Origin of the sequence: Shumkonia mesophila (genome assembly GCF_026163695.1) — a bacterium.
In the GTDB taxonomy this organism is placed as follows: Bacteria; Pseudomonadota; Alphaproteobacteria; order Rhodospirillales; family Shumkoniaceae; genus Shumkonia; species Shumkonia mesophila.
Map to the genome: position 1 here is coordinate 160,682 of NZ_JAOTID010000005.1, position 18,182 is coordinate 178,863.

An 18,182-nucleotide genomic window follows, 5' to 3' on the forward strand; every position below is an offset into this window, starting at 1 on the left:
CGCCACGATGTCGGGGCTCGCCGTTATCCTCTGCGTCGCCATTCCCCTGGCCCTGTTGGCAAGGGAGGTCCAGCGCCAGCCGCTCAAGCGACTGACGCTTTCGCATTTTTGGTATTTCACCCTGATCTGGATGGCGGCATTTCCGCTGCGGGCATGGCTGGTCGATACCGGGCAGCGGGTTTCTCAGGTGATCATGACGGGCGCGGCGACAAAGCCCGACAGCGCCTTCCTGGCGGCGGCCCTGGCGGTCGCCTTCATTTATTGGCTGGCGGTCTATGGGGGGTATCGCTGGGCCGATGAGGGTAGCAGTGACACGCCGTCGGCGACGGATCATCCGGAGGAGGTGGGCCGGGCGCGCCTGTTTGCCGTCGGCGTCGGTTGGCTCGTCGTTTCGCTGGGCGCGACACTTTACCTGGCCCCCGCTCCGTCCGGTCTCGACGGGGCGCCCTATCTGAGCGCACGAACGGGGGCGGGCTTGATCTGGATGCTTCCGGAACAGTTCGTCCCCGCCTTCATCGCCTTTCTCGGCTGCGTCACAGTTCGTCCCGATTTGGTCGGTCGACGGCTGCTGATTTTCGTACTCGTCCTGGCAACTGCCGTTTCGCTGTGGCTGACGATACAATTCAGCACCCGTCGGCTGTTGGCGGCGGTTCTGTTGGGGATGGTCGTCGTGGCGGTGTTGCGCAAAGGCCGATTGTGGCCCTTGGGTATCGCTGCAATCTTCGGTAGCGTGTTCGGGGCCGGCATCTTCGAACTGGTTCGCGCTATTCCCGCCGCAATTCGTAATGCCACCGAAAGCGGTGAGAGCGTCGCAGTGGCGGTAGCTGCGACGATGGACACGGCCCTAACGAAAAACCTGCTGCTGTTGCTGTCAACCAGCTATGAGGGTGCGGACCATGTTGCGAGGCTCCTGGACAAGGCGGGGTGGCGCGAACTCCTGACGGGGATCGACCACGGCATGTCATGGCTGTTCAATCTGGGCCTCAGCTTCGTCCCGCGGGCCGTGTGGCAGACCAAACCGGTCGTGTACGGCGGCTTGGAGCAGATGGCGTGGCTCTATCCGGCCTATGTCAAGGACGGGTTACCTACCACCGCCATTCCGACGTCATTCGTGGTCGATTTCGCTTTCGGGTTCGGGCTGCCGCTGGGGCTGGTGCTGGCGTTCTTCCTCGGCCGCTATTTCCGGGTTTGCGAGGGCGTTCTGTGGAACCGGGCGGCTCACCCGGTTGCGGTCGGGTTTTCACTCGTCACCTTCATCTTCATGTTCAACACCGTGCGGGGCGGTACCGCGACCGGGCAGACGCTGGTGGTATTCGCCGTGGTTGCCGCGTCGATGTACGGGATCGGCCCAACGGTGGCCACGGTGCGCCAACTCGTCGCCGATACGTTCCGGCTGCGGCCTTGCAAGAGGGGAGCAGCCCCGCCGCGGGTTTTCTTCTATCCCCATGCCTACCTGCGGGATCGGCAAATGGATACGATCCGCGCATGGCCGGCCGGCGAGGTGGCGAATCCCGATCTGGTGGATCGACGTCATGGCGCCCAGGTCTCGCGGGACGCGGCCCTGACGACGCGGCGGCGGTCCTGGAAGCAAGCCTTGCCTCTTCTCAACATCAAGCGGCGGCCTATGGCTGCGCCGCGGGGCGCGGCGGTTTACGTGTGGGGCGGCCTGATCCTCTCAGGATCGTACATCGTCGACCTCGACAATCCCTATGCCCTGACCGGTTACAACGTTTTTGCGACGCGGCTTTACCGACCCTTGATCCGCTGGTTTCTGCAAAGTTCCCGATGCCTGTCGATCCGCTGCCTGAGCCGGGCCTGCCTTGATGGTGTGTGCGACCTCTACGGTGAGGCCGTCGCCGCCAAGGCGGTCGTCGCCTATCCCTTCATGCCGCCCAAGGTTCAGGCCCCGCCGCCGGCTTCGGCGGATCGTTGCCGATTCCTGTTCGTCGCCACCCAATTCGAGATCAAGGGCGGGGCTGCCCTGTTGTCGGCTTTCCGCCGGGTCGTCGCCGCCTTTCCGGGGGCGACGCTCGACTTGGTGACCCACCTGCCGCCCGAGTTTGGAGAGGCGGCGCGGACCTGTCCGGGGTTGACCGTGCATGACGCGGGATTCAGCCGCGAACAGATTGCCGAACGGTTCCTGGCCCATGTCGACGTCCTCGTCCATCCGACCTACTTCGACTCCTTCGGGATGGTGGTGCTCGAGGCAATGGCCCATGGCCTGCCGGTCATTGCCACACGTCTCTATGCGTTGCCCGAACTGGTGGAGAACGGCGGCAACGGTATCCTGCTCGATCCGCCGGTGTCGATTTGGGAGGGCACCCGGCCGGGTCCGATGTTTTCCGATACGGGAAAGGTGCGCGCAGCACTCCGGACGACGGACACCCGTTTATTTGAGACGGAGTTGGCCAACGCCATGCTGGCGTTGGCCAGCGATCCCGTCCGCCGCGGTTTTGCCGGCCAAGCCTCCCTGGACAGGGTGAGGGCGTGGTTCCGATCATGAACCTTTCGATCGTGATTCCCGCTTTCCAGGCCGCCAAGACCATTCCGGCTACCTTGACGTCGATCCTTGCCGCTCCGCTGCCGGAGGGGTGGCGCCTCGACGTGGTCGTGGTCGACGATGGCAGTCCCGATAGTGCGGCGCTGGCATCGGCGGTGTCATCTTATCCCGCCGTGATGCTGTTTCGCCTTCCGCAGAACCAGGGCAAGACCAAGGCGATGAACGAGGGGATCGCGCGGACCACCGGCGACGTCGTCATACTTCTAGATGCCGACGATACATTGGTGTCGGGATGGCCGGCGGTGTTGGAGAGGGTCGTCGCCAATTGGCCGCGGGAGTGCCCGATCTGTTTCACCGCATGTCGGACCCCCGATGGCCGGGTAACAGTCACGCACCCTGATTATTCGGGGCTACTATCCTTCAGCGACATGCTGGCCGAGCGGTTTAGTGGTGAGTACCTGCCGATGTTCTGGGGCGGCGATCTGCGTGGCGCGGGTGGGTACAGGGACCCGGGGGGATTGTGGGGTTGCGAGATGCTCACCTATCTCGGGTTTGCCAAGAAGCATCCATTGTGGATCAGTGCAGAGGTGATACGAGTCTATTATGCAGGGCGGCCGGGTTCCCTAAGCGATTCCGTGATGCGGGCCTCCGGTGCCGCCAATGTCAGCCTGTGCTATGATTTCGTCTTTGACGCTTATGGCGAGGATTACCGGCAATTTGCCCCACGCGCCTACCGCCGGAGACGATTGCGGCAGGCGGTTTTCGCTGCCATAGCTGGCGAGGCGCGTGCCATGGCGTTGTGGCGCAACGCCATTCATTGGCGGCTTCCGATCGAGAGTGCCGCCGCGCTGGTCCTGGTCCTTTCGCGTGGCCGGATCGGACTTGGCATGGTCAGGCTCGGCAAGCGGCTTGGGCTTCTGCGGCGGTTCGGCTGACGCCATCATGTGCGGCATCGCGGCGCTGACCGCCGACCATCCCATCCCCGACCTGGACCGGTTGCTCGGCCGCATGATGTCGGCCATCCGGCATCGTGGACCGGACGACGAGGGAACATTCGTGGCCGCGACGGGGCGTGCCGGCCTGGCGCATGCGCGTCTCAGCATTGTCGATCTGAGCCCGCGTGGGCGCCAGCCCCTGTTGAACGAGGACGGCAGCCTTGCCGTCGTTTGCAACGGCGAGATCTACAATTACCGCGAGCTGCGCCGCGACCTGGAGGGCAGGGGGCATTGCTTCCGGTCGGATAGCGACAGCGAAGTGATCGTCCACCTGTACGAAGAGATGGGCGAGCGGTGCGTCGAGCGACTGCACGGCATGTTCGCCTTCATCGTATTCGACACGGCTGACGAGACCCTGTTCTGCGCCCGCGACCGGATCGGCAAGAAGCCCCTGGTCTATGCGGAAACGGCGGCTGGCGTCGGGGTGGCCTCCGAGATTCCGGCGCTGTTCGACATTCCGGGCGTCGACTTGTCCATCGATGCCGAGGCGGTCGCCCTCTACCTTCTGCGTAACCTGCGGCATATTCCCGATCCGTGGACCTTGTATCGCGGGATCCGACGGCTGCCGCCAGCCCATACGATGACGGTTCGTGGCGGGCGGATCCAGCACATCCGGTCCTACTGGCACCCTTGCCGAGAGCCCCTGGCGACGACGACGGAGGCATTTCTCGATGTCTTCGACCGGGCGGTATCGCTACGCCGACTGGCCGACGTCGAGGTAGGCGCGCTGCTGTCGGGGGGCGTCGATTCCACGGCCATCGTCGATTCCCTTGGCCGTCAGGACGTCAAAGGGATTCGGACATATGCCTTCGGCCGCGATCCCCAGGACGAGGAACTCATCCGGGCACGCCGCGCCGCCCTGTTGCTGGGAACGAGGCATCGCGAAGTGTACTTCGATCCGGAGCGCCAGCACGAAGACTTCGACGCCCTTCTCAGGCTACACGGCGAACCGATCATGGCGCTGCCGCTGACGCACGCCTATAGCCTGTGCCGGGAAATCCGGGCCGACGGGCTCAAGGTGGTGCTGGCCGGTCATGGGGCGGACGAGACGTTCTTCGGCTATTCCGGATTCAACCGCATGGCCGTACTGTCCGACGTGTTGAGGCTGGCGCCGACGGTGGCGACACGGGCAATTTCCGGCGGGCTGGCACGCACGCTGCCACCCGGGGCTGCACGCGAGGCCCTGCTGGTGGCGTCGGCCCGGCCTGGAGGGCGGAAGGCCGCCCTCTACGGAGATGAAGCTTCCCGCGTTTGGCCGGTGCTGCTGGGCCGGGAAAATGCGCGAAAACTGGCCGATGATCTCATCGCGCGGTGGGTCGAACCATGGTTCGCGGACGGCGCGCCCGTTGCCTACGTCGACGAAGCGGCCTACCTGGGCCTTATGCAGGAGAATAGCCACGCGGTAACGATCGCGGGCGATCTGCCGGCCATGGCGCACGGCATCGAAGTTCGTTGTCCGTTTCTCGACCACGAGTTGGTCGAGATGGCCCTGCGCATTCCTTACCGTCAGAAGGTCGTCGGCATCGCCGATCGCGGCCGCAACAAGCTGTTTCTCAAACAGGCGCTGGAGCAGCGCCTTCCGACCGATATCCTTTACGCCCCAAAGCGGGGCTTCGGCTTTTTCGTCCAGGAAGAAGCGGTACTTCGCGGACCGTGGAAGGAGCGCGTCGATGCCGCTTTCGCAGATTTCGATGGTCTTGGCGGTGTGCTGGATGCAGAGGCGGCACGCGCGCTCAAAACCGAGTTCGATGTCCGCGGTAAAGTCCCGGCGGCAATGATTGCGAAATTGTACGCGTTGCAACGGCATCGCCAATTGCTCCGCGGCCCAACTGGAGGTGCTTCGTGACCGGCGCAGCGGAAGCTGGTCTGCGCGCCTTGTGGTCCCGCTTGGCCAATAATCCCGACTATACCCGTAGCGTCGTTACCAGCTACGGCAGCGTTGCGCTGAACGTTCTCGTGCAGTTGGTGCTGGTCCCGCTTTACCTCGCGTACCTGGGAAAGCATCAGTTCGGGATCCTGATGATCGTTCTTGGAGCGATCAACTACCTGAACATCGGGGTGGGATGGGCGAGTTCAGGTACGCAGAGGATCATCGGCGAGATGGCCGCGGTCGGCGATCGCGATGGACTTGCCGAAGCCTATGGGATGTCCAAGCTGCTGTTCGTTGGCTACGCGCTGGCGATCGCGGGCCTCGCACTTGGTGGGGTGTCGCTTGCGCAAGGCATGGTCGATCCCGCCGCGGGGATCGCCTATAGCGCGTTGTTCGACACAGTGGCGATCGCCAGCGCCTATTTCGTTGTAGCGTTCGATTTCAACCTTGATCGCGTGGTGCTGGTCGCCTCTGGCCACCAAGCGAAGGCCAATGTCATGGCCATCCTTAATCAAGCGGTTTTCGCGGTTGTCGCCATCCTGCTCCTGCGGCAGGGGTACGGCCTGCCTGGGGTGATGACGGCCTTCCTGTGCGGCGCTGCGGTCGCGCGGGGGGTGTCGTGGTGGGCGCTCAGCCGCCAGGGCATCCGCTGGCGTTGGCCGGGAGGGCGCGGCCGGCAGGTCCTGAAGCGATTGGTCGGTCATATGGGGTTGGGCTATGCCGTTTACGGCGGGCTGATCATGACCCTGCTGCAGGCGGATGTGCTGATTCTTGGGTGGCTGGGCGGGGCCAAGTTGGTGGCCGATTTTGTCCTGATCTGGAAGATCGCCGATGTCGGGATGCAGGCCTTGTGGCGTATCCCAGAATCATTACAACCCTACATTGTTCAAATGGATGTACGCAACGAAGAAGAACGGCTGCGCCGCATCTATCGGCAGGGACAGGTATGGATGACGGGGATCGCCGCCGTGGCGGCGGTCGGCTATGCTGCGTTCGGTCCAACGGTGGTTCGTCTTTGGGTGGGGGCAGAGAACGCACCGGATGCACCGTGGGCGTTTGTCTTGGCGGGTGGTGCGATCTTCTGGCTGGTGAGCGCGCGGCTGCCGGCGATCTTCGCCTTTTCGTTGTTGCGGCTGCGCCCGCTCAACATCGCTATCGCGACCGAGGTTGCTGTGAAGATCGCGCTGCTCCTGGTGCTTTTTCCCGTAGCCGGATATTACAGCCCCCTCATCGCCGTCAACGCTGCGCACCTGGGTGGTGTCGCCATCCTATACCGGCGGCTGGCGCGGCAGGTCAAAGAACGCACGAACGGGCGGACGGTCGGTCCATGAACAAGATTCGGATAACCCACGTCATCACAGGGTTGTCAACCGGCGGCGCCGAAAACGTGCTCCGCCAACTGGTTATGCGCATGGACGGCGACGCCTTTTCCAACAGCGTCATTTCCCTCACCGACCTCGGCCCGGTGGCGCGCCGGATCCAAGAGGTCCATGTCCCGGTGTCGGCGGCCGGTTTTCCGAAGAGCCGTTTTCGAGTTGCCCCGGTCGCCAAGCTGATTGCAGCGGTCCGCCGGAGCGACCCTCATATCGTCCAGACCTGGATGTACCACGCCGACCTGATCGGTGGCATCGCGGCGCACTTCTTTGCCGGGGTGCCGGTCGTCTGGAATCTGCGCCAAAGCACGTTCGACCCTCAGAGCAGCAAGAAGACGACCGTTCGCAGCGCCAGACTATGCGCCAGGCTTTCCAACAGCCTGCCGCACGCCATCGTCTGCGGGTCGAACGCGGCTCATGAGTCCCACGTCAGGTTCGGCTATCGCCCGGACCGGATGGTGGTGGTGCCCAACGGGTTCGACACGGCGGCGTTCCTGCCCAACCCACGGTATCGTCTGGACGTGTTGCGCGAACTTGGGTTGGGCGACGAGGCATTCCTCGTTGGGCTGGTTGCCCGCTTCGACCCGCAGAAGGATCACGCGACCTTCTTCGCCGCCGCGGCCCGGCTTTCCCGCCATCTGCCGCAGGCCCATTTCGTGCTGTGTGGCGAAGGAATCGATGACAGGAATAACGGTCTCCGAACCCTCGTCGATGCGCACGGGCTGGATCGGCAAACCCATTTTCTTGGCTTGCGTGATGGTCTGGCCTCGTTCTATCCGGCGCTCGACGTACTCGCCTTGAGTTCTTCCTATGGGGAGGGGGCGCCCAACGTGCTGGGCGAGGCCATGTCCTGCGGGGTCCCCTGTGTGGCGACGGACATCGGGGACGCCGCGTCAATGATCGGCACGACAGGCTTGATTGTACCATGTCGGAATGCCGATGCCCTGGCCGCCGCGCTACGGAATATCGCCGGCATGTCCGCCGCCCAACGCCGCCAGCTGGGCGAAATGGCGCGGTCGCGCATCGTCGAGGAACATCCGATCAACCTGATGGTCGAACGCTACGAAGACCTTTATCGACGGGTCTATAGCCAGTGCTTTCCTTGACGGATGCCTTTGCCGTGAACCGTATGCGCGCTAAATGGCATTGCCGACGGATCTGTGTGTGCGTTCTCGACATTGCCGGGGCCGCACTTGTTTTCGCTTCGTGGCTGGCGGCGCTTTACTACTGGGACCCGACGCGGATGCTGTTCAAGCGGGCCGTGGCCACGGACCCGTATCTGTATGAGGCTGTAGAGCCGCGATTTCGTGACCAGGATCCCGCGGCATTCATCGGTGTTCGCGACGGTGCGGCACTTCGGGAAGTCCGCTCGAAGGTGGTCGAGGTTATCTGGGGCAGGGACGGGCTGCCGGATAGCGGCCTGCCTGACGAGGTCATTCGCGACCTCGACAAGCGTCGCGATAGCGGGGATAAGTGCCCGTCCGGTCCTTTCGAGCCGTTGCTCAAGACGCTCCGCTGCGAGGTTCGAAACTACGCGACTTGGGACAATTTGGCCGGCATCGACGAGCTGCGCATCTTCGTCCGGTCCGAAAGCGTCGAGTCTGCCTTTCCCGCCTCGGTTGCCTACTTCCGGCCGCTTCGGGCCAACGGAACGCTGGTCATCTATCAGCATGGCTTCGCCGGTACCTACCATGCCCAGCACCGCTATCTGGAGCACTTGGTGGCCGCGGGCTTTACGGTGGCCGCGACAAGTCTGGCCAATTATGGCGACAACAACTGTCCCGAAAGGGAACAAACGCCGTGGTGCGCGGTGAGCGCGGGCGTGTTCGACGTTCCGCTGCCCATGCGGGTTCATTTCACCCCGTTGGTCAAGACGATCAACTTCGCGTTGGGCGAAGGGAGTGTTCGTCATGTCGCGATGATTGGCTTTTCCGCGGGGGCCTGGATCACGGCCGTCATGGCCGCCGTCGACACGCGAATAGCACGAAGCTATCCGGTTGCCGGGGTCATTCCGTTTTACCTGCGGCGGGACAAGGAATGGTCGCCTGCCCAAAGCTATCCGCCGTTGATCAACGCGGCCGGTATGCTCGACCTGTATGTGTTGGGGGCTAGCGGGGCCGGCCGGCGCCAAGTCCAGTACTTCAACCGCTTCGACCGCTGCTGTTACAACGGCACACGTCCGCTACTCTACGAAAAGGCTGTCGAGACGGCCGTTCGGGAATGGGGCGGCGGCGCCTTCGACGTGGTGATCGACGAAACCCATGCGCGGCACAAGATCTCCCGGTGGACTTTCGAGCGTATCCTCGGCGATCTCGGTGCGTCCTTGGGCTCGCAATGAAGAAGATCGTTCTCCGGGGTGGCGTGGTGGCCGCAGCGGTGGCTGCATGTGTGGCATCACTCGTTTTCTGGTGGAGCGATGGTGCGTGGAACAACGGCTCGATGCCGACGGACGGCATGATCAAGGTCGTCGCACTCGCCGGCAGCGGGAGCTTGTCCGTTCTCGCCGCCGCTTGGATCGGCCGCAGATTGGGCGGTGAGCGTCCGAGACGTTAAGCAGCGGGGCGCCCGGCGCTGATGACACACAGAAAAGACGCGTGAAAGCGGGGCCAGAGGAAAGCGAGAGCGGCAACGATGGCGCTTGCGACCCGCATAGCCGGCGGGTCGGAAAGGGTGAAGAAGGCGGTGTCCTGGAGCCTGTATCCGTGTCGGTCGCAAACCGCCTGGATATGCTCGGGCGTGTAAAGGGCGACATGATCCCAGTAGACATTCGGCGAACGGCCGCATAGCGCTTTTAGAAAGGTTCCGGCGGATGTGGCATTGGGGGTGGTGATGACGATCCTGCCCCCCGGGTGCCAGATGACGGGCCGTGTTGGTGAGCGCCATTCCGGGATTCCCGACGTGTTCGATGACGTCGGACAGCACGATCAAATCGAAGGTTTCGCCGAGGGTGACGGTTTCGCAGCCGCCGGCGATGATATCGAAGCCGATGTTGCGGGCAGCCGCGATTTCGGCTTCATCTATGTCGAGACCGATCAGCCCCGCCGCCCCGACGTTGAGAACCCTGCTGCCAGCCGCCAGGTTGATGATCAGGGCATGAGCATCCCCTATGACGCGGGGGGACGATCAAGTCGGACGCTATCGCCGATGCGCATGCGCTAGTTTCCTGCCTTTGCTTGCGGAGCGCACACCGACCAGATCTCGCCCCAGCGGATCTCCTGCTTGCGGATTTCCAGCCCCGCCGCCGCCGTTTCGGCGGCGAACTCGTCCAGGGTGTGCTCGATGTAGTGCGTGGAGTCCGAGAAATAGCCGATGCCGAGTTCCTTGCGCATCGGCAGGTGCCAGTGGCGTTCGAACAGCGGCACGCGGATCAGCACCGTTTTCGCTCCGGTGACGGCAATCAAGCGGCGCAGGAACTCCACGCGCTTCTCGATGTGCTCGAGCACGTTCGACAGCACGACGACGGTCCACGGCCCTTCCGGCAGGTCGACCAGCGCGTCGCCAAGCACGAAGCGAAGGTTGGGCGGGTTGTCGGCGGCTTGCGCCTGGGCGATCCGCGTCTCGTCGAAGTCGATCCCGACCACGGTGACCCCGGGAATCCGGCCGGCGACGCTGCGGGCGACGGCGCCATAGCCGCAGCCGACGTCAAGGACACGGCTGCCGGCCGGGATGTTGCCGACGAAGAAATCGTGATAGCGCATCAACCGGTGCTTGGGGTGCTCGCCGCCGCCATAGGCCGTCGCCCGCTCGGCGACCGTCCGCTCGACCATGTCGAGAACGGCGAACTCGCGCCGTAACGCGCCATCCGGCCGGCCGATCCGGGAGTCGGTGGCGAGCAGGCCCTTGATGAAGCCGACGCGCAGGCTGGCCGGTATCAGTGAGAACGGCAATGCGAGACCCTTGAGCAGCGCCAAGATCAGGGCCTTTGAGGTCGGCGTCATGAACGATCTCCGATAAGTTGGGCGAATACCTCTTGGTGGCGCCGTAGCCATTGCCCGATGTCGAAACGCTCGACGGCGCGGGCCCGTGCCGCCGTCGCCAGCCCGGCGCGGTCGGCGGCGATGGCAAGCATGCCGGCGCCGATCGCCTGCGGCCCCGGCACTTTCGGTGCGTCCCAGCTTTCCTCGCAGGGAAGCCCGACGCCGCACGGTCCCACCAGTTCGGCCACGCCACCGCTGTCCGAATAAAGCACCGGCAGGCCGCATGCCAGGGCTTCCAGCACGGTGTTGGGGCAGGGGTCGTTGTGCTTGGTCATCACGTAGGCGTCAGCCTGCCGATAGACGGCGGGAGCCTCTTCCTGGGTGTAGGGTCCACTGAAGGCGACGACACCGGAAAGCCCGAGTTCGTCAGCCAAGGCGCGGGCACGGGCGAGCGGCGCCTCGGCCACCCAGCCGGCGACCACGAGACCGCAATCCAATCCCTGTTGCCGGGCCTCGGCCAAACCGCGGAGCGTGCTGTCCAGCCGATAAAAAAGGTGCTCGTCGATCTTGCCGGTGACGAGGAACAGGAAACGTCGCGGGGGTTCCGTGGCATCCGTCATCGGCGAAAAGACGCCTGTGTCGACCGCGTTATAAAGAATTTCCCCCGGTCCGCCGCGTTCACCGAGGAAATGCTCGGCCGACTTCCGGCAAAAGGCGCTCTGGTAGAACACGTAGTCGGCCTGATGGTAGGTGCGCGCCATGCGGGCGTTGCGGGCCCGCCAGTCGCCGTGAAACCAGGCAGGATAGAACACGCCGTTCTGGTTGTGGACGATCGGCATCCCGCGACGGCGGAGAAGCCAAAGTGCGAAGTCGGGCAGGTAAGGCGTGTTGCTGAGCGTGTAGACGACGGAATAGCGCCACCAACTTTCCGGAAACGCGGCGCGAAGCCGCTTGACCTTGACCAGGGGACCGCCGACATCGCCCGGCCGGGCACCGCCATAGAACACGCGGATGCCTTGTCTTCTCGGAATGGCCGAGCTGGCTAACGCATGGCATCCCAGAGTGGCCGACCATCCCCAGCGCAACAACCGCTTTGCCACAGAATCGTGGAAACCAACATCCGTCATCGTTTATGCCCGGGGTATCGCTGCTCGATGTGTACTTGAGCCATCGTATCGGGATGATTGTGGGGTGGCCAGCATCCACCGAAACCACGGCGCATGACGGCCGTGAACGCTCGAGGGGCTGCGTATTTGCCTTGGCTCGGTTGGATTTTTTCTCTAATGCTGGCTTGCGGATGAACGAGACACCGACAATGCACCTGAAACCCACCACCACTCACGACATCCCCTCCAGCCTTGATGAGCGGACCGAACGGGGCTCGCCCGGGCGTTTTGGCTATTCCTGGCATATCTTTAACGAGATTTTGCCCGTTCATGAAGAACAGTTTCGCCGCTGGACGGCGCCTTTGCCGCCGGATGCGTGGAAGGGTCAGGATATCCTTGATGTCGGATGCGGCATCGGCCGCAACACCTATTGGCCAATGCTGTGGGGAGTGAGATCGGCTCTGGCAATCGATCTCGATGAACGTTCGCTGGCGGCCGCGCGGCGGAACCTCGCCGCTTTCCCCGATGCCCGCGTGGAGCGCCGCAGTGCCTACGAGATCGGCGAGGAGAACCGCTTCGACATCGTCTACAGCATCGGTGTCATTCATCACCTCGACGACCCACTGGCCGCCGTGAAGCAGATGGTTGGGGCGGCCAAGCCGGGTGGCGTCGTCCTGATCTGGCTTTACGGTCGGGAAAACAATGACTGGTTGATCCGGTGGTTCAACCCGTTGCGTCAGGCTTTGTTTGCCAAGGCGCCGCTGGGTCTGGTCTATGCCCTGGCGATACCGCTGGCAACCGTGCTGTGGATTGCGCTTCGAATTTTTCCGTTTCGGCTGGAATACTTCCGGCTGATCCGCCGATTCAGCTTTCGTCATCTTCTGGCCATCGTATTTGATCACATGATCCCACGGATCGCCCACTATTACACACAGGCTGAAGCGCTGAATTTGCTTCGTGATGCGGGACTGGAAGGTGTTCATGCGCAGCCCGTCAACAGCGTTTCCTGGACCGTGATTGGCCGTAAGATCGCCGGGTAGTCAAACAGCATGTGTGGCATTGCGGGTTTCACACGACATCGAACGCAGGCAGAGGCGGCGGCGGCTCTTACCGACATGCGCGAGCGGTTGCGTCATCGCGGGCCGGACGCGCAAGCCAACTACAGCGACGGACGGATTGCCCTTGCCCATACCCGCCTTGCGGTCGTGGATCTCTGCGGTGGTGCCCAGCCCCGCGTTGATGCCGACGGTAGCGCGCTCACGTTCAACGGCGAGATTTATGGCTATACCGAGCATGCTGCTGAACTGCGCCAAGAGGGCATCCCGTTGCGGGATAATTCCGACACGGAAGTGCTCTTCCAGATGCTGCGCCGGAATGGCGTCGAAGCCACGCTGCGGCGCATTGATGGCATGTTCGCCTTTGCCTATCGCGACCCCGACGGGGCCGTGTGGCTCGCTCGTGATCGTTTCGGCGAAAAACCACTGTTCTATGCCGAACATGGTGGCGATCTCTACTTCGCATCGGAACTTGCAGCTCTGCGCGCTCATCCCGACCTAGCCGGGTGGCCATGGGACGAACGAAGCCTAAGGTTGTTCCTGGCTCTTCAATACCTGCCGGCACCCGACAGCGGGATTGCGGGCATCAAGAAACTCCCTCCAGGCACGATGCTGAAGTTTCGCGATGGCCAATCGAGGCTGACTCGCTATTGGCATCACCCTCGGGGCGACAGTGCGCCGGTGGCATCGCTGGAATGCCATGTTGAACGCCTGGACGACCTGCTCTTGCAGTCCGTGCGTGACAGACTGGTTGCCGACGTGCCGGTCGGAATCTTCCTGTCGGGTGGCCTCGATTCCAGTCTCGTCGCAGCCTATGCCAAACGGTGCGACCCCAACGTGCACAGCTTCAGCATAAAGTTCGAGGACGCCAGTTTCGACGAAAGTTCGCACGCCGAAGCCGCCGCCCGCCATCTGGCACTGCAGCACAGGACGATACCGGTAGGGCGCGATGCGATCGTGGCCGCCTTTGACGGGGTTCTTGCCCGCCTGGACGAACCGATGGCTGATGCCAGCATTCTCCCCACCTACCTGCTATCCCAGGTCACGCGCGAGCATGTGACGGTGGCGCTCGGAGGGGATGGCGCCGACGAGTTGTTCCTGGGCTATCCAAACTTTGTGGTACGGCGTTACGCCGGAATGATGTCGCTGCTGCCGCCGGCACTTGGTGCCGCCGTGCGGAAGGTCTTGTCCGCCTTGCCGGCGACCAGCGGCTATATGAATTGGCCGTTCAAATTCCGCCAACTGTCTTTCGGCTTTGGCCGGCCTCCGGAAGTACAGAGCCTGTACTGGATGTCCGGATTGACGGCGACGGATCAATCACGCGTCTGGCCTGGCGGGAATGTCGATCAGCTGCTGGCCTCGCAGTTTGGGGTGTTGGCAGGCGAGAACTGGGGCGAGTCCGACGTTGACCCGGTCGGTATGTTGTCTCGGTTGTTTCTCCGTGGCTACCTTCCCGACTCGGTACTGACGAAAGTGGACCGCGCCTCCATGTATCATGCCTTGGAAGTCAGGGCGCCGTTCCTGTCCAAGGCCATAGGCGAGTTTGCGTTGTCGTTGCCTACGGAGTTCAAGCTGCGCCACGGGACGGGAAAGTACATCCTGCGTCGGCTGGCCAGGCGTTACCTGCCGTCGGACATCGTTATGCGAGGCAAGCACGGGTTCGCCGTGCCTTTGGCATCCTTGTTTCGTGGCCGCTTGCGCGGCAGGATAGGGGAGTTGATTTTGGAGGCAAGCGGCCCCATCCACGATGCGCTCCATCGCCCAGCATTGGAGAAATTATTGCGCGATCACTGGCAGGGCCGCCACGACAACAGCCGTCAGATCTGGACTCTCTGCGTGTTGGCGGCGGTGACCCGGGCCAGAACGTAGGCGGCTGCGTTGGTTGTGCCGAGTGGGCGGGGGGCATGGATAATGGTCCGGTTGCCAAAACGCATACTTGAGGCTTGAAATACGTGCCGGCTTCCGGGACAGGGGTCCAGGAAGTACTTCTGGAGCAACATGATGAAGCTGTCCATTTTGGTACCCATCTATAATGAAAAGGATAACCTGGGACCGCTTCGGGCGGCTCTTCTCGGGACGCTGGAGACTCTTGGAAAGCCTTTTGAGGTTATTCTCGTCAATGACGGCTCGATCTATGGTTCGGCGGAGGTGATGGACGCCATTGCCGCGTCGGACGTCCGTTTCAAGATCGTTCACTTCAAGCGCAATTTCGGGCAGACGGCCGCGCTAATGGCGGCGATCGACCACGCGACCGGCGACGTCCTGATTCCCATGGATGGTGATCTGCAGAACGATCCGCAAGACATCCCACGCCTCCTGGAACGCATCGAGCAGGGGTATGACGTGGTGTCGGGGTGGCGCCAGGACAGACAGGACCAGACCCTGAGCCGAATACTTCCCTCCAAGATCGCCAACTGGCTGATCTCGTGGATCTCGGGCGTGCCGTTGCACGACTATGGATGCAGTCTGAAGGCTTACCGTCGCGAGGTCTTGAGCAATGTCCACCTGTACGGCGAGATGCACCGCTTTGTGCCCATTTATGCCGCCTGGGAGGGGGCGCGGATTTCGGAGCTGGTGGTCATGCACCACCCGCGCAAGTTCGGAACGTCGAAGTATGGCTTGGGGCGCATCAACAGGGTGCTGTTGGACTTGCTGGTGGTTCGCTTCATGCAAAAGGCGTTCGACCGGCCGATCCATTTCTTTGGGACCGTGGGGACGATCTCGTTGGGGACAGCCCTCCTGGCGGGGCTTTGGGCCCTGGGCCTGAAGCTGATCGAGGGGACATCCTTCGTGTCAACGCCGCTGCCGCTGTTGGCGGCCTTCTTCGCCTTGTCGGGCGTGCTGTTCATTCTGCTTGGCCTGATTGCCGAATTGCAGATGCGGGTCTATTTCGAAAGCCAAGCCAAGCGGTTTTATACCCTACGGGCCACGCGAAACATCGAATGAACGGCAATGCTCTCACGGGCGAGACCTGCCCGCCGTCCTGAAAAGCGGAGCAACGGCCTCGATCTGGTGCTGGATGAATGCCGTGCGTCGCTCGACCCCCGGCCGACGCAGGTGGTACCAGGTATCGAAGAACAATTCATCCGGATAACACAGTTCGTCCGCATCGTGGACTGGCGGCTGATGGAAGACAGCCAGCAAGCGGTTCTGAAATTCCAAAACGTCATCCTCGCGTTTGCAGGATGACCGCGGAATGAAGATCGGCACATAGACGATGCGGAAGCCGGCTCCCACAATGCGTTCGCGCACAAAATCGACGAAGGCCTGCTGCTGTGTTTGCGGCACGGCGATATAGCCCTTGTCCGATTCGAATGGACGGGTCGGCAGGTCATAGTGGGCGGTTGTGTCACCGTAGGCGTTGAAGGCGTCGCGGAAATAGGCGTCGCGTGGGTGACGTTTCCCGAGCGCCCAGTATGCGGCATCCCAAAGGCTGAAACGGAGTATGTCGGGCAGGCAAGCGAGCTTTCGAGCCTCCAACTCAATTGTCCGGCCTAGGTAGATTGCTTCGCAGAAGACGTCGCTATAGCCCGATAGACTCGAGAACTGCACGTACTCCGGCGAGATGACGATAAGATCGCGAGCCGGATCAAGGTATGGCCGAAAGCTCCACCACATATTCTCGAATCCATAGCGCGCGTGGAATCCCAGATTGACCACGGGGATGCCAAACTGCCGGCTCAGCGTTTCGGCCGAGGCCGAAAAACCGAAATTCGATCCTCCCAGCAGGATGACGCGCCGAGTGTCGCGCTCGGCCTTAAGTCGGTCCACCGCATCGACGGCCGCAAACATGTAATTCTGATGGAAGCGATCTGATTTCGGAAACCACAACCAGAGACTTAGAAGTGCGGCCAAAATCAGCGCCTGCACCAAGAGGAAGAGGGAAAGAAGGCGGATTGGCCCGTGCATGATCAGAACTGGAAGTAGATGAACGTGACACCCTCGTTCTTCTGGATCGAAAAAACCAGAAGCCAGAACAGGGCCGAATAATAGGCAAGACTTATGTAGGGCTGCAATTGTTTGATCCCGAAAAGACCAACATCAAGGCGAAGGTTGGTATTGCCTCGCCATGCCAGGTCCATGCCAAGGCACAGTGGGATGTAGATCGACACGAACTTGAAGTCCTCGGGGAAAGAAAGATCTGCGACGACGCGTTGGAGATATGCGAGGGAATGACCGACATCGGGGCTGCGGAACAAACTCCAACCGATCAGCACAAGCAAGAAGGTGAAGGCGATGTCTAACAACGTCCGCCCAGGAAATGCCCACGACAATACCGGCAGGCGCCGAGCCAAGTGTTGTCCGGCCACCAAGGTGCCGTGATAGATTCCCCATAGCAAGAAGGTCCAGTTCGCACCGTGCCAGAGGCCGCTTAGCGCAAAGGTTGCAAGGAGGTTGGCGGCGGCGCGTCCGGTGCCGACACGGCTGCCGCCGATCGGCAGATAGACGTAGTCGCGGAAAAAGGTGCTGAGCGAGATGTGCCACCGCTGCCAGAACTCCCGTGGAGAGCGCGCGAAGTAGGGGGTGTTGAAGTTCTGCATCAGGTCGAAGCCCAAGACCCTGGCGGTCCCCACTGCAATCGTCGAATATCCGCAGAAATCGCCGTAGATCTGAAAAGTGAAGTACAGAAGTCCGAGAGCAAGGACGCCCCCCGACTGATCTTCGATCGGCTTCGAGAAAATGTGGTCGACCGTTGGAGCCAGGTTGTCCGCCACGACGATCTTCATCACCAGCCCGGTCAGGATGAGTTCCAGACCCCGGATGATGTCTGGTCCGCTGGGAGCCCGCAGTCCATGAAATTGCGTCAACAGATGGGCGGCTCGCTCGATGGGACCGGCGACGAGTTGGGGAAAAAAGGCGATATAGGCCGCGTAGTCCAGAAGGTTGCGGCTTGCTGGGCTGGACCGGCGGTAGACGTCCACGACATAGGTGAGGCTCTGGAACGTGTAAAAGCTGATTCCCACCGGCAGGATAAGCGACAGCCCGTGGATCGATGTCTCAAGGCCTACCGCGCGCAACAGTTGGTCGGCCTCGCCGACGAAAAAATCGAAGTACTTGAAAACGAACAACGCGCCCAGGGCGTACGCGGTGGCCGCCCACAGCGCACGCTTGCGGTAGCGTCCGCTCTCGATGAGGCGTGCGGCGACGAAGGTGACGATGGTGATGGCGACGATGAGGGCGAGAAATCGCCAGTCCCACCAGGCGTAGGCGAAATAGCTGCCGACCAGGACGATGACGTTCTGCAGCCTCACGGAACGGACAAACTTCAGGTTGGCGGCGTAGAAAACACAAAAGACGGCATAAAATCCCCAAAACGCGTAGCTCGTAAAAACCATTACGTTATTCCTGCGGATGGCCGGTTACGC

The 18,182-nt window shown here is 62.3% G+C and carries 14 protein-coding genes and 1 pseudogene; 10 read left to right on the forward strand and 5 right to left on the reverse strand.

The features are described 5' to 3' along the window. Window positions 1–7: 7 nt before the first annotated feature. From ODR01_RS10600 to ODR01_RS10630, 7 genes are read left to right on the forward strand one after another with little or no spacing between them, the layout of a single operon-like run. A complete protein-coding gene (locus ODR01_RS10600; protein ID WP_316977619.1) occupies window positions 8–2,503 on the forward strand; it encodes a glycosyltransferase family 4 protein in 2,496 nt (831 codons plus the stop codon). Then, window positions 2,500–3,435, forward strand: a complete 936-nt coding sequence (locus tag ODR01_RS10605) for a glycosyltransferase family 2 protein (protein WP_316977620.1) — start codon at window positions 2,500–2,502, stop codon at window positions 3,433–3,435. Before ODR01_RS10600 ends, ODR01_RS10605 begins: the two co-directional genes overlap by 4 nt. Window positions 3,436–3,442: 7 nt before the next feature. Then, window positions 3,443–5,341, forward strand: a complete 1,899-nt coding sequence (asnB, locus tag ODR01_RS10610; RefSeq protein WP_316977621.1) for an asparagine synthase (glutamine-hydrolyzing) — start codon at window positions 3,443–3,445, stop codon at window positions 5,339–5,341. Beyond that, window positions 5,338–6,696, forward strand: a complete 1,359-nt coding sequence (locus tag ODR01_RS10615; RefSeq protein WP_316977622.1) for a lipopolysaccharide biosynthesis protein — start codon at window positions 5,338–5,340, stop codon at window positions 6,694–6,696. The genes asnB (ODR01_RS10610) and ODR01_RS10615 overlap by 4 nt, the downstream gene beginning before the upstream one ends. Then, the gene (locus tag ODR01_RS10620) at window positions 6,693–7,844 is read left to right on the forward strand and encodes a glycosyltransferase (protein WP_316977623.1); all 1,152 of its coding nucleotides are present in this window, start codon (window positions 6,693–6,695) and stop codon (window positions 7,842–7,844) included. The genes ODR01_RS10615 and ODR01_RS10620 overlap by 4 nt, the downstream gene beginning before the upstream one ends. A gap of 23 nt (window positions 7,845–7,867) precedes the next feature. Then, window positions 7,868–9,076 carry an alpha/beta fold hydrolase gene (locus tag ODR01_RS10625; protein WP_394356823.1) on the forward strand — a complete coding sequence of 403 codons (1,209 nt, stop codon included), beginning with the start codon at window positions 7,868–7,870 and terminating at the stop codon, window positions 9,074–9,076. After that, window positions 9,073–9,291, forward strand: coding sequence for a hypothetical protein (locus ODR01_RS10630; protein ID WP_316977625.1), 219 nt, complete (start codon window positions 9,073–9,075; stop codon window positions 9,289–9,291). Before ODR01_RS10625 ends, ODR01_RS10630 begins: the two co-directional genes overlap by 4 nt. Before the next feature lie 345 nt (window positions 9,292–9,636). On the opposite strand, the pseudogene ODR01_RS25235 reads toward ODR01_RS10630, so the two are convergent. From ODR01_RS25235 to ODR01_RS10645, 3 genes and pseudogenes are all read right to left on the reverse strand, one after another. Further along, window positions 9,637–9,846: pseudogene (locus tag ODR01_RS25235) on the reverse strand (hypothetical protein); the annotation flags it as partial. A gap of 47 nt (window positions 9,847–9,893) precedes the next feature. Continuing rightward, window positions 9,894–10,676, reverse strand: a complete 783-nt coding sequence (locus tag ODR01_RS10640) for a class I SAM-dependent methyltransferase (RefSeq protein ID WP_316977627.1) — start codon at window positions 10,674–10,676, stop codon at window positions 9,894–9,896. Continuing rightward, entirely contained in the window at window positions 10,673–11,782 is a 1,110-nt protein-coding gene (locus ODR01_RS10645; RefSeq protein WP_316977628.1) for a glycosyltransferase family 4 protein, read from the reverse strand. Before ODR01_RS10645 ends, ODR01_RS10640 begins: the two co-directional genes overlap by 4 nt. Window positions 11,783–11,970: 188 nt before the next feature. Between ODR01_RS10645 and ODR01_RS10650 the strand changes: the two genes are divergently transcribed. From ODR01_RS10650 to ODR01_RS10660, 3 genes are all read left to right on the forward strand, one after another. Then, window positions 11,971–12,801: a class I SAM-dependent methyltransferase gene (locus ODR01_RS10650; protein WP_316977629.1), complete on the forward strand. Its 831-nt coding sequence runs from the start codon at window positions 11,971–11,973 to the stop codon at window positions 12,799–12,801. A 9-nt stretch (window positions 12,802–12,810) separates the two neighbouring features. Continuing rightward, window positions 12,811–14,685 (forward strand): asparagine synthase (glutamine-hydrolyzing), encoded by a 1,875-nt coding sequence (gene asnB, locus ODR01_RS10655; protein ID WP_316977630.1) that lies wholly within the window; start codon window positions 12,811–12,813, stop codon window positions 14,683–14,685. A gap of 129 nt (window positions 14,686–14,814) precedes the next feature. Next, a complete protein-coding gene (locus ODR01_RS10660; protein WP_316977631.1) occupies window positions 14,815–15,762 on the forward strand; it encodes a glycosyltransferase family 2 protein in 948 nt (315 codons plus the stop codon). A 12-nt stretch (window positions 15,763–15,774) separates the two neighbouring features. Here the strand turns inward: ODR01_RS10660 and ODR01_RS10665 are convergent, their stop codons facing one another. Both ODR01_RS10665 and ODR01_RS10670 read right to left on the reverse strand, forming a co-directional pair. After that, window positions 15,775–16,725 (reverse strand): hypothetical protein, encoded by a 951-nt coding sequence (locus ODR01_RS10665; RefSeq protein WP_316977632.1) that lies wholly within the window; start codon window positions 16,723–16,725, stop codon window positions 15,775–15,777. A 2-nt stretch (window positions 16,726–16,727) separates the two neighbouring features. Then, window positions 16,728–18,152, reverse strand: coding sequence for an MBOAT family O-acyltransferase (locus ODR01_RS10670; protein ID WP_316977633.1), 1,425 nt, complete (start codon window positions 18,150–18,152; stop codon window positions 16,728–16,730). Between the last annotated feature and the right edge of the window lie 30 nt (window positions 18,153–18,182).

What these genes read in the sequence shown, in the direction of transcription:
- ODR01_RS10600 (WP_316977619.1), top strand. Translation starts at nt 8, where the DNA reads ATGTCGGGGCTCGCCGTTATCCTCTGCGTCGCCATTCCCCTGGCCCTG.
- ODR01_RS10605 (WP_316977620.1), top strand. Translation starts at nt 2,500, where the DNA reads ATGAACCTTTCGATCGTGATTCCCGCTTTCCAGGCCGCCAAGACCATT.
- asnB (WP_316977621.1), top strand. Translation starts at nt 3,443, where the DNA reads ATGTGCGGCATCGCGGCGCTGACCGCCGACCATCCCATCCCCGACCTG.
- ODR01_RS10620 (WP_316977623.1), top strand. Translation starts at nt 6,693, where the DNA reads ATGAACAAGATTCGGATAACCCACGTCATCACAGGGTTGTCAACCGGC.
- ODR01_RS10625 (WP_394356823.1), top strand. Translation starts at nt 7,868, where the DNA reads ATGCGCGCTAAATGGCATTGCCGACGGATCTGTGTGTGCGTTCTCGAC.
- ODR01_RS10630 (WP_316977625.1), top strand. Translation starts at nt 9,073, where the DNA reads ATGAAGAAGATCGTTCTCCGGGGTGGCGTGGTGGCCGCAGCGGTGGCT.
- ODR01_RS10640 (WP_316977627.1), bottom strand. Translation starts at nt 10,676, where the DNA reads ATGACGCCGACCTCAAAGGCCCTGATCTTGGCGCTGCTCAAGGGTCTC.
- ODR01_RS10645 (WP_316977628.1), bottom strand. Translation starts at nt 11,782, where the DNA reads ATGACGGATGTTGGTTTCCACGATTCTGTGGCAAAGCGGTTGTTGCGC.
- ODR01_RS10650 (WP_316977629.1), top strand. Translation starts at nt 11,971, where the DNA reads ATGCACCTGAAACCCACCACCACTCACGACATCCCCTCCAGCCTTGAT.
- asnB (WP_316977630.1), top strand. Translation starts at nt 12,811, where the DNA reads ATGTGTGGCATTGCGGGTTTCACACGACATCGAACGCAGGCAGAGGCG.
- ODR01_RS10660 (WP_316977631.1), top strand. Translation starts at nt 14,815, where the DNA reads ATGATGAAGCTGTCCATTTTGGTACCCATCTATAATGAAAAGGATAAC.
- ODR01_RS10665 (WP_316977632.1), bottom strand. Translation starts at nt 16,725, where the DNA reads ATGCACGGGCCAATCCGCCTTCTTTCCCTCTTCCTCTTGGTGCAGGCG.
- ODR01_RS10670 (WP_316977633.1), bottom strand. Translation starts at nt 18,152, where the DNA reads ATGGTTTTTACGAGCTACGCGTTTTGGGGATTTTATGCCGTCTTTTGT.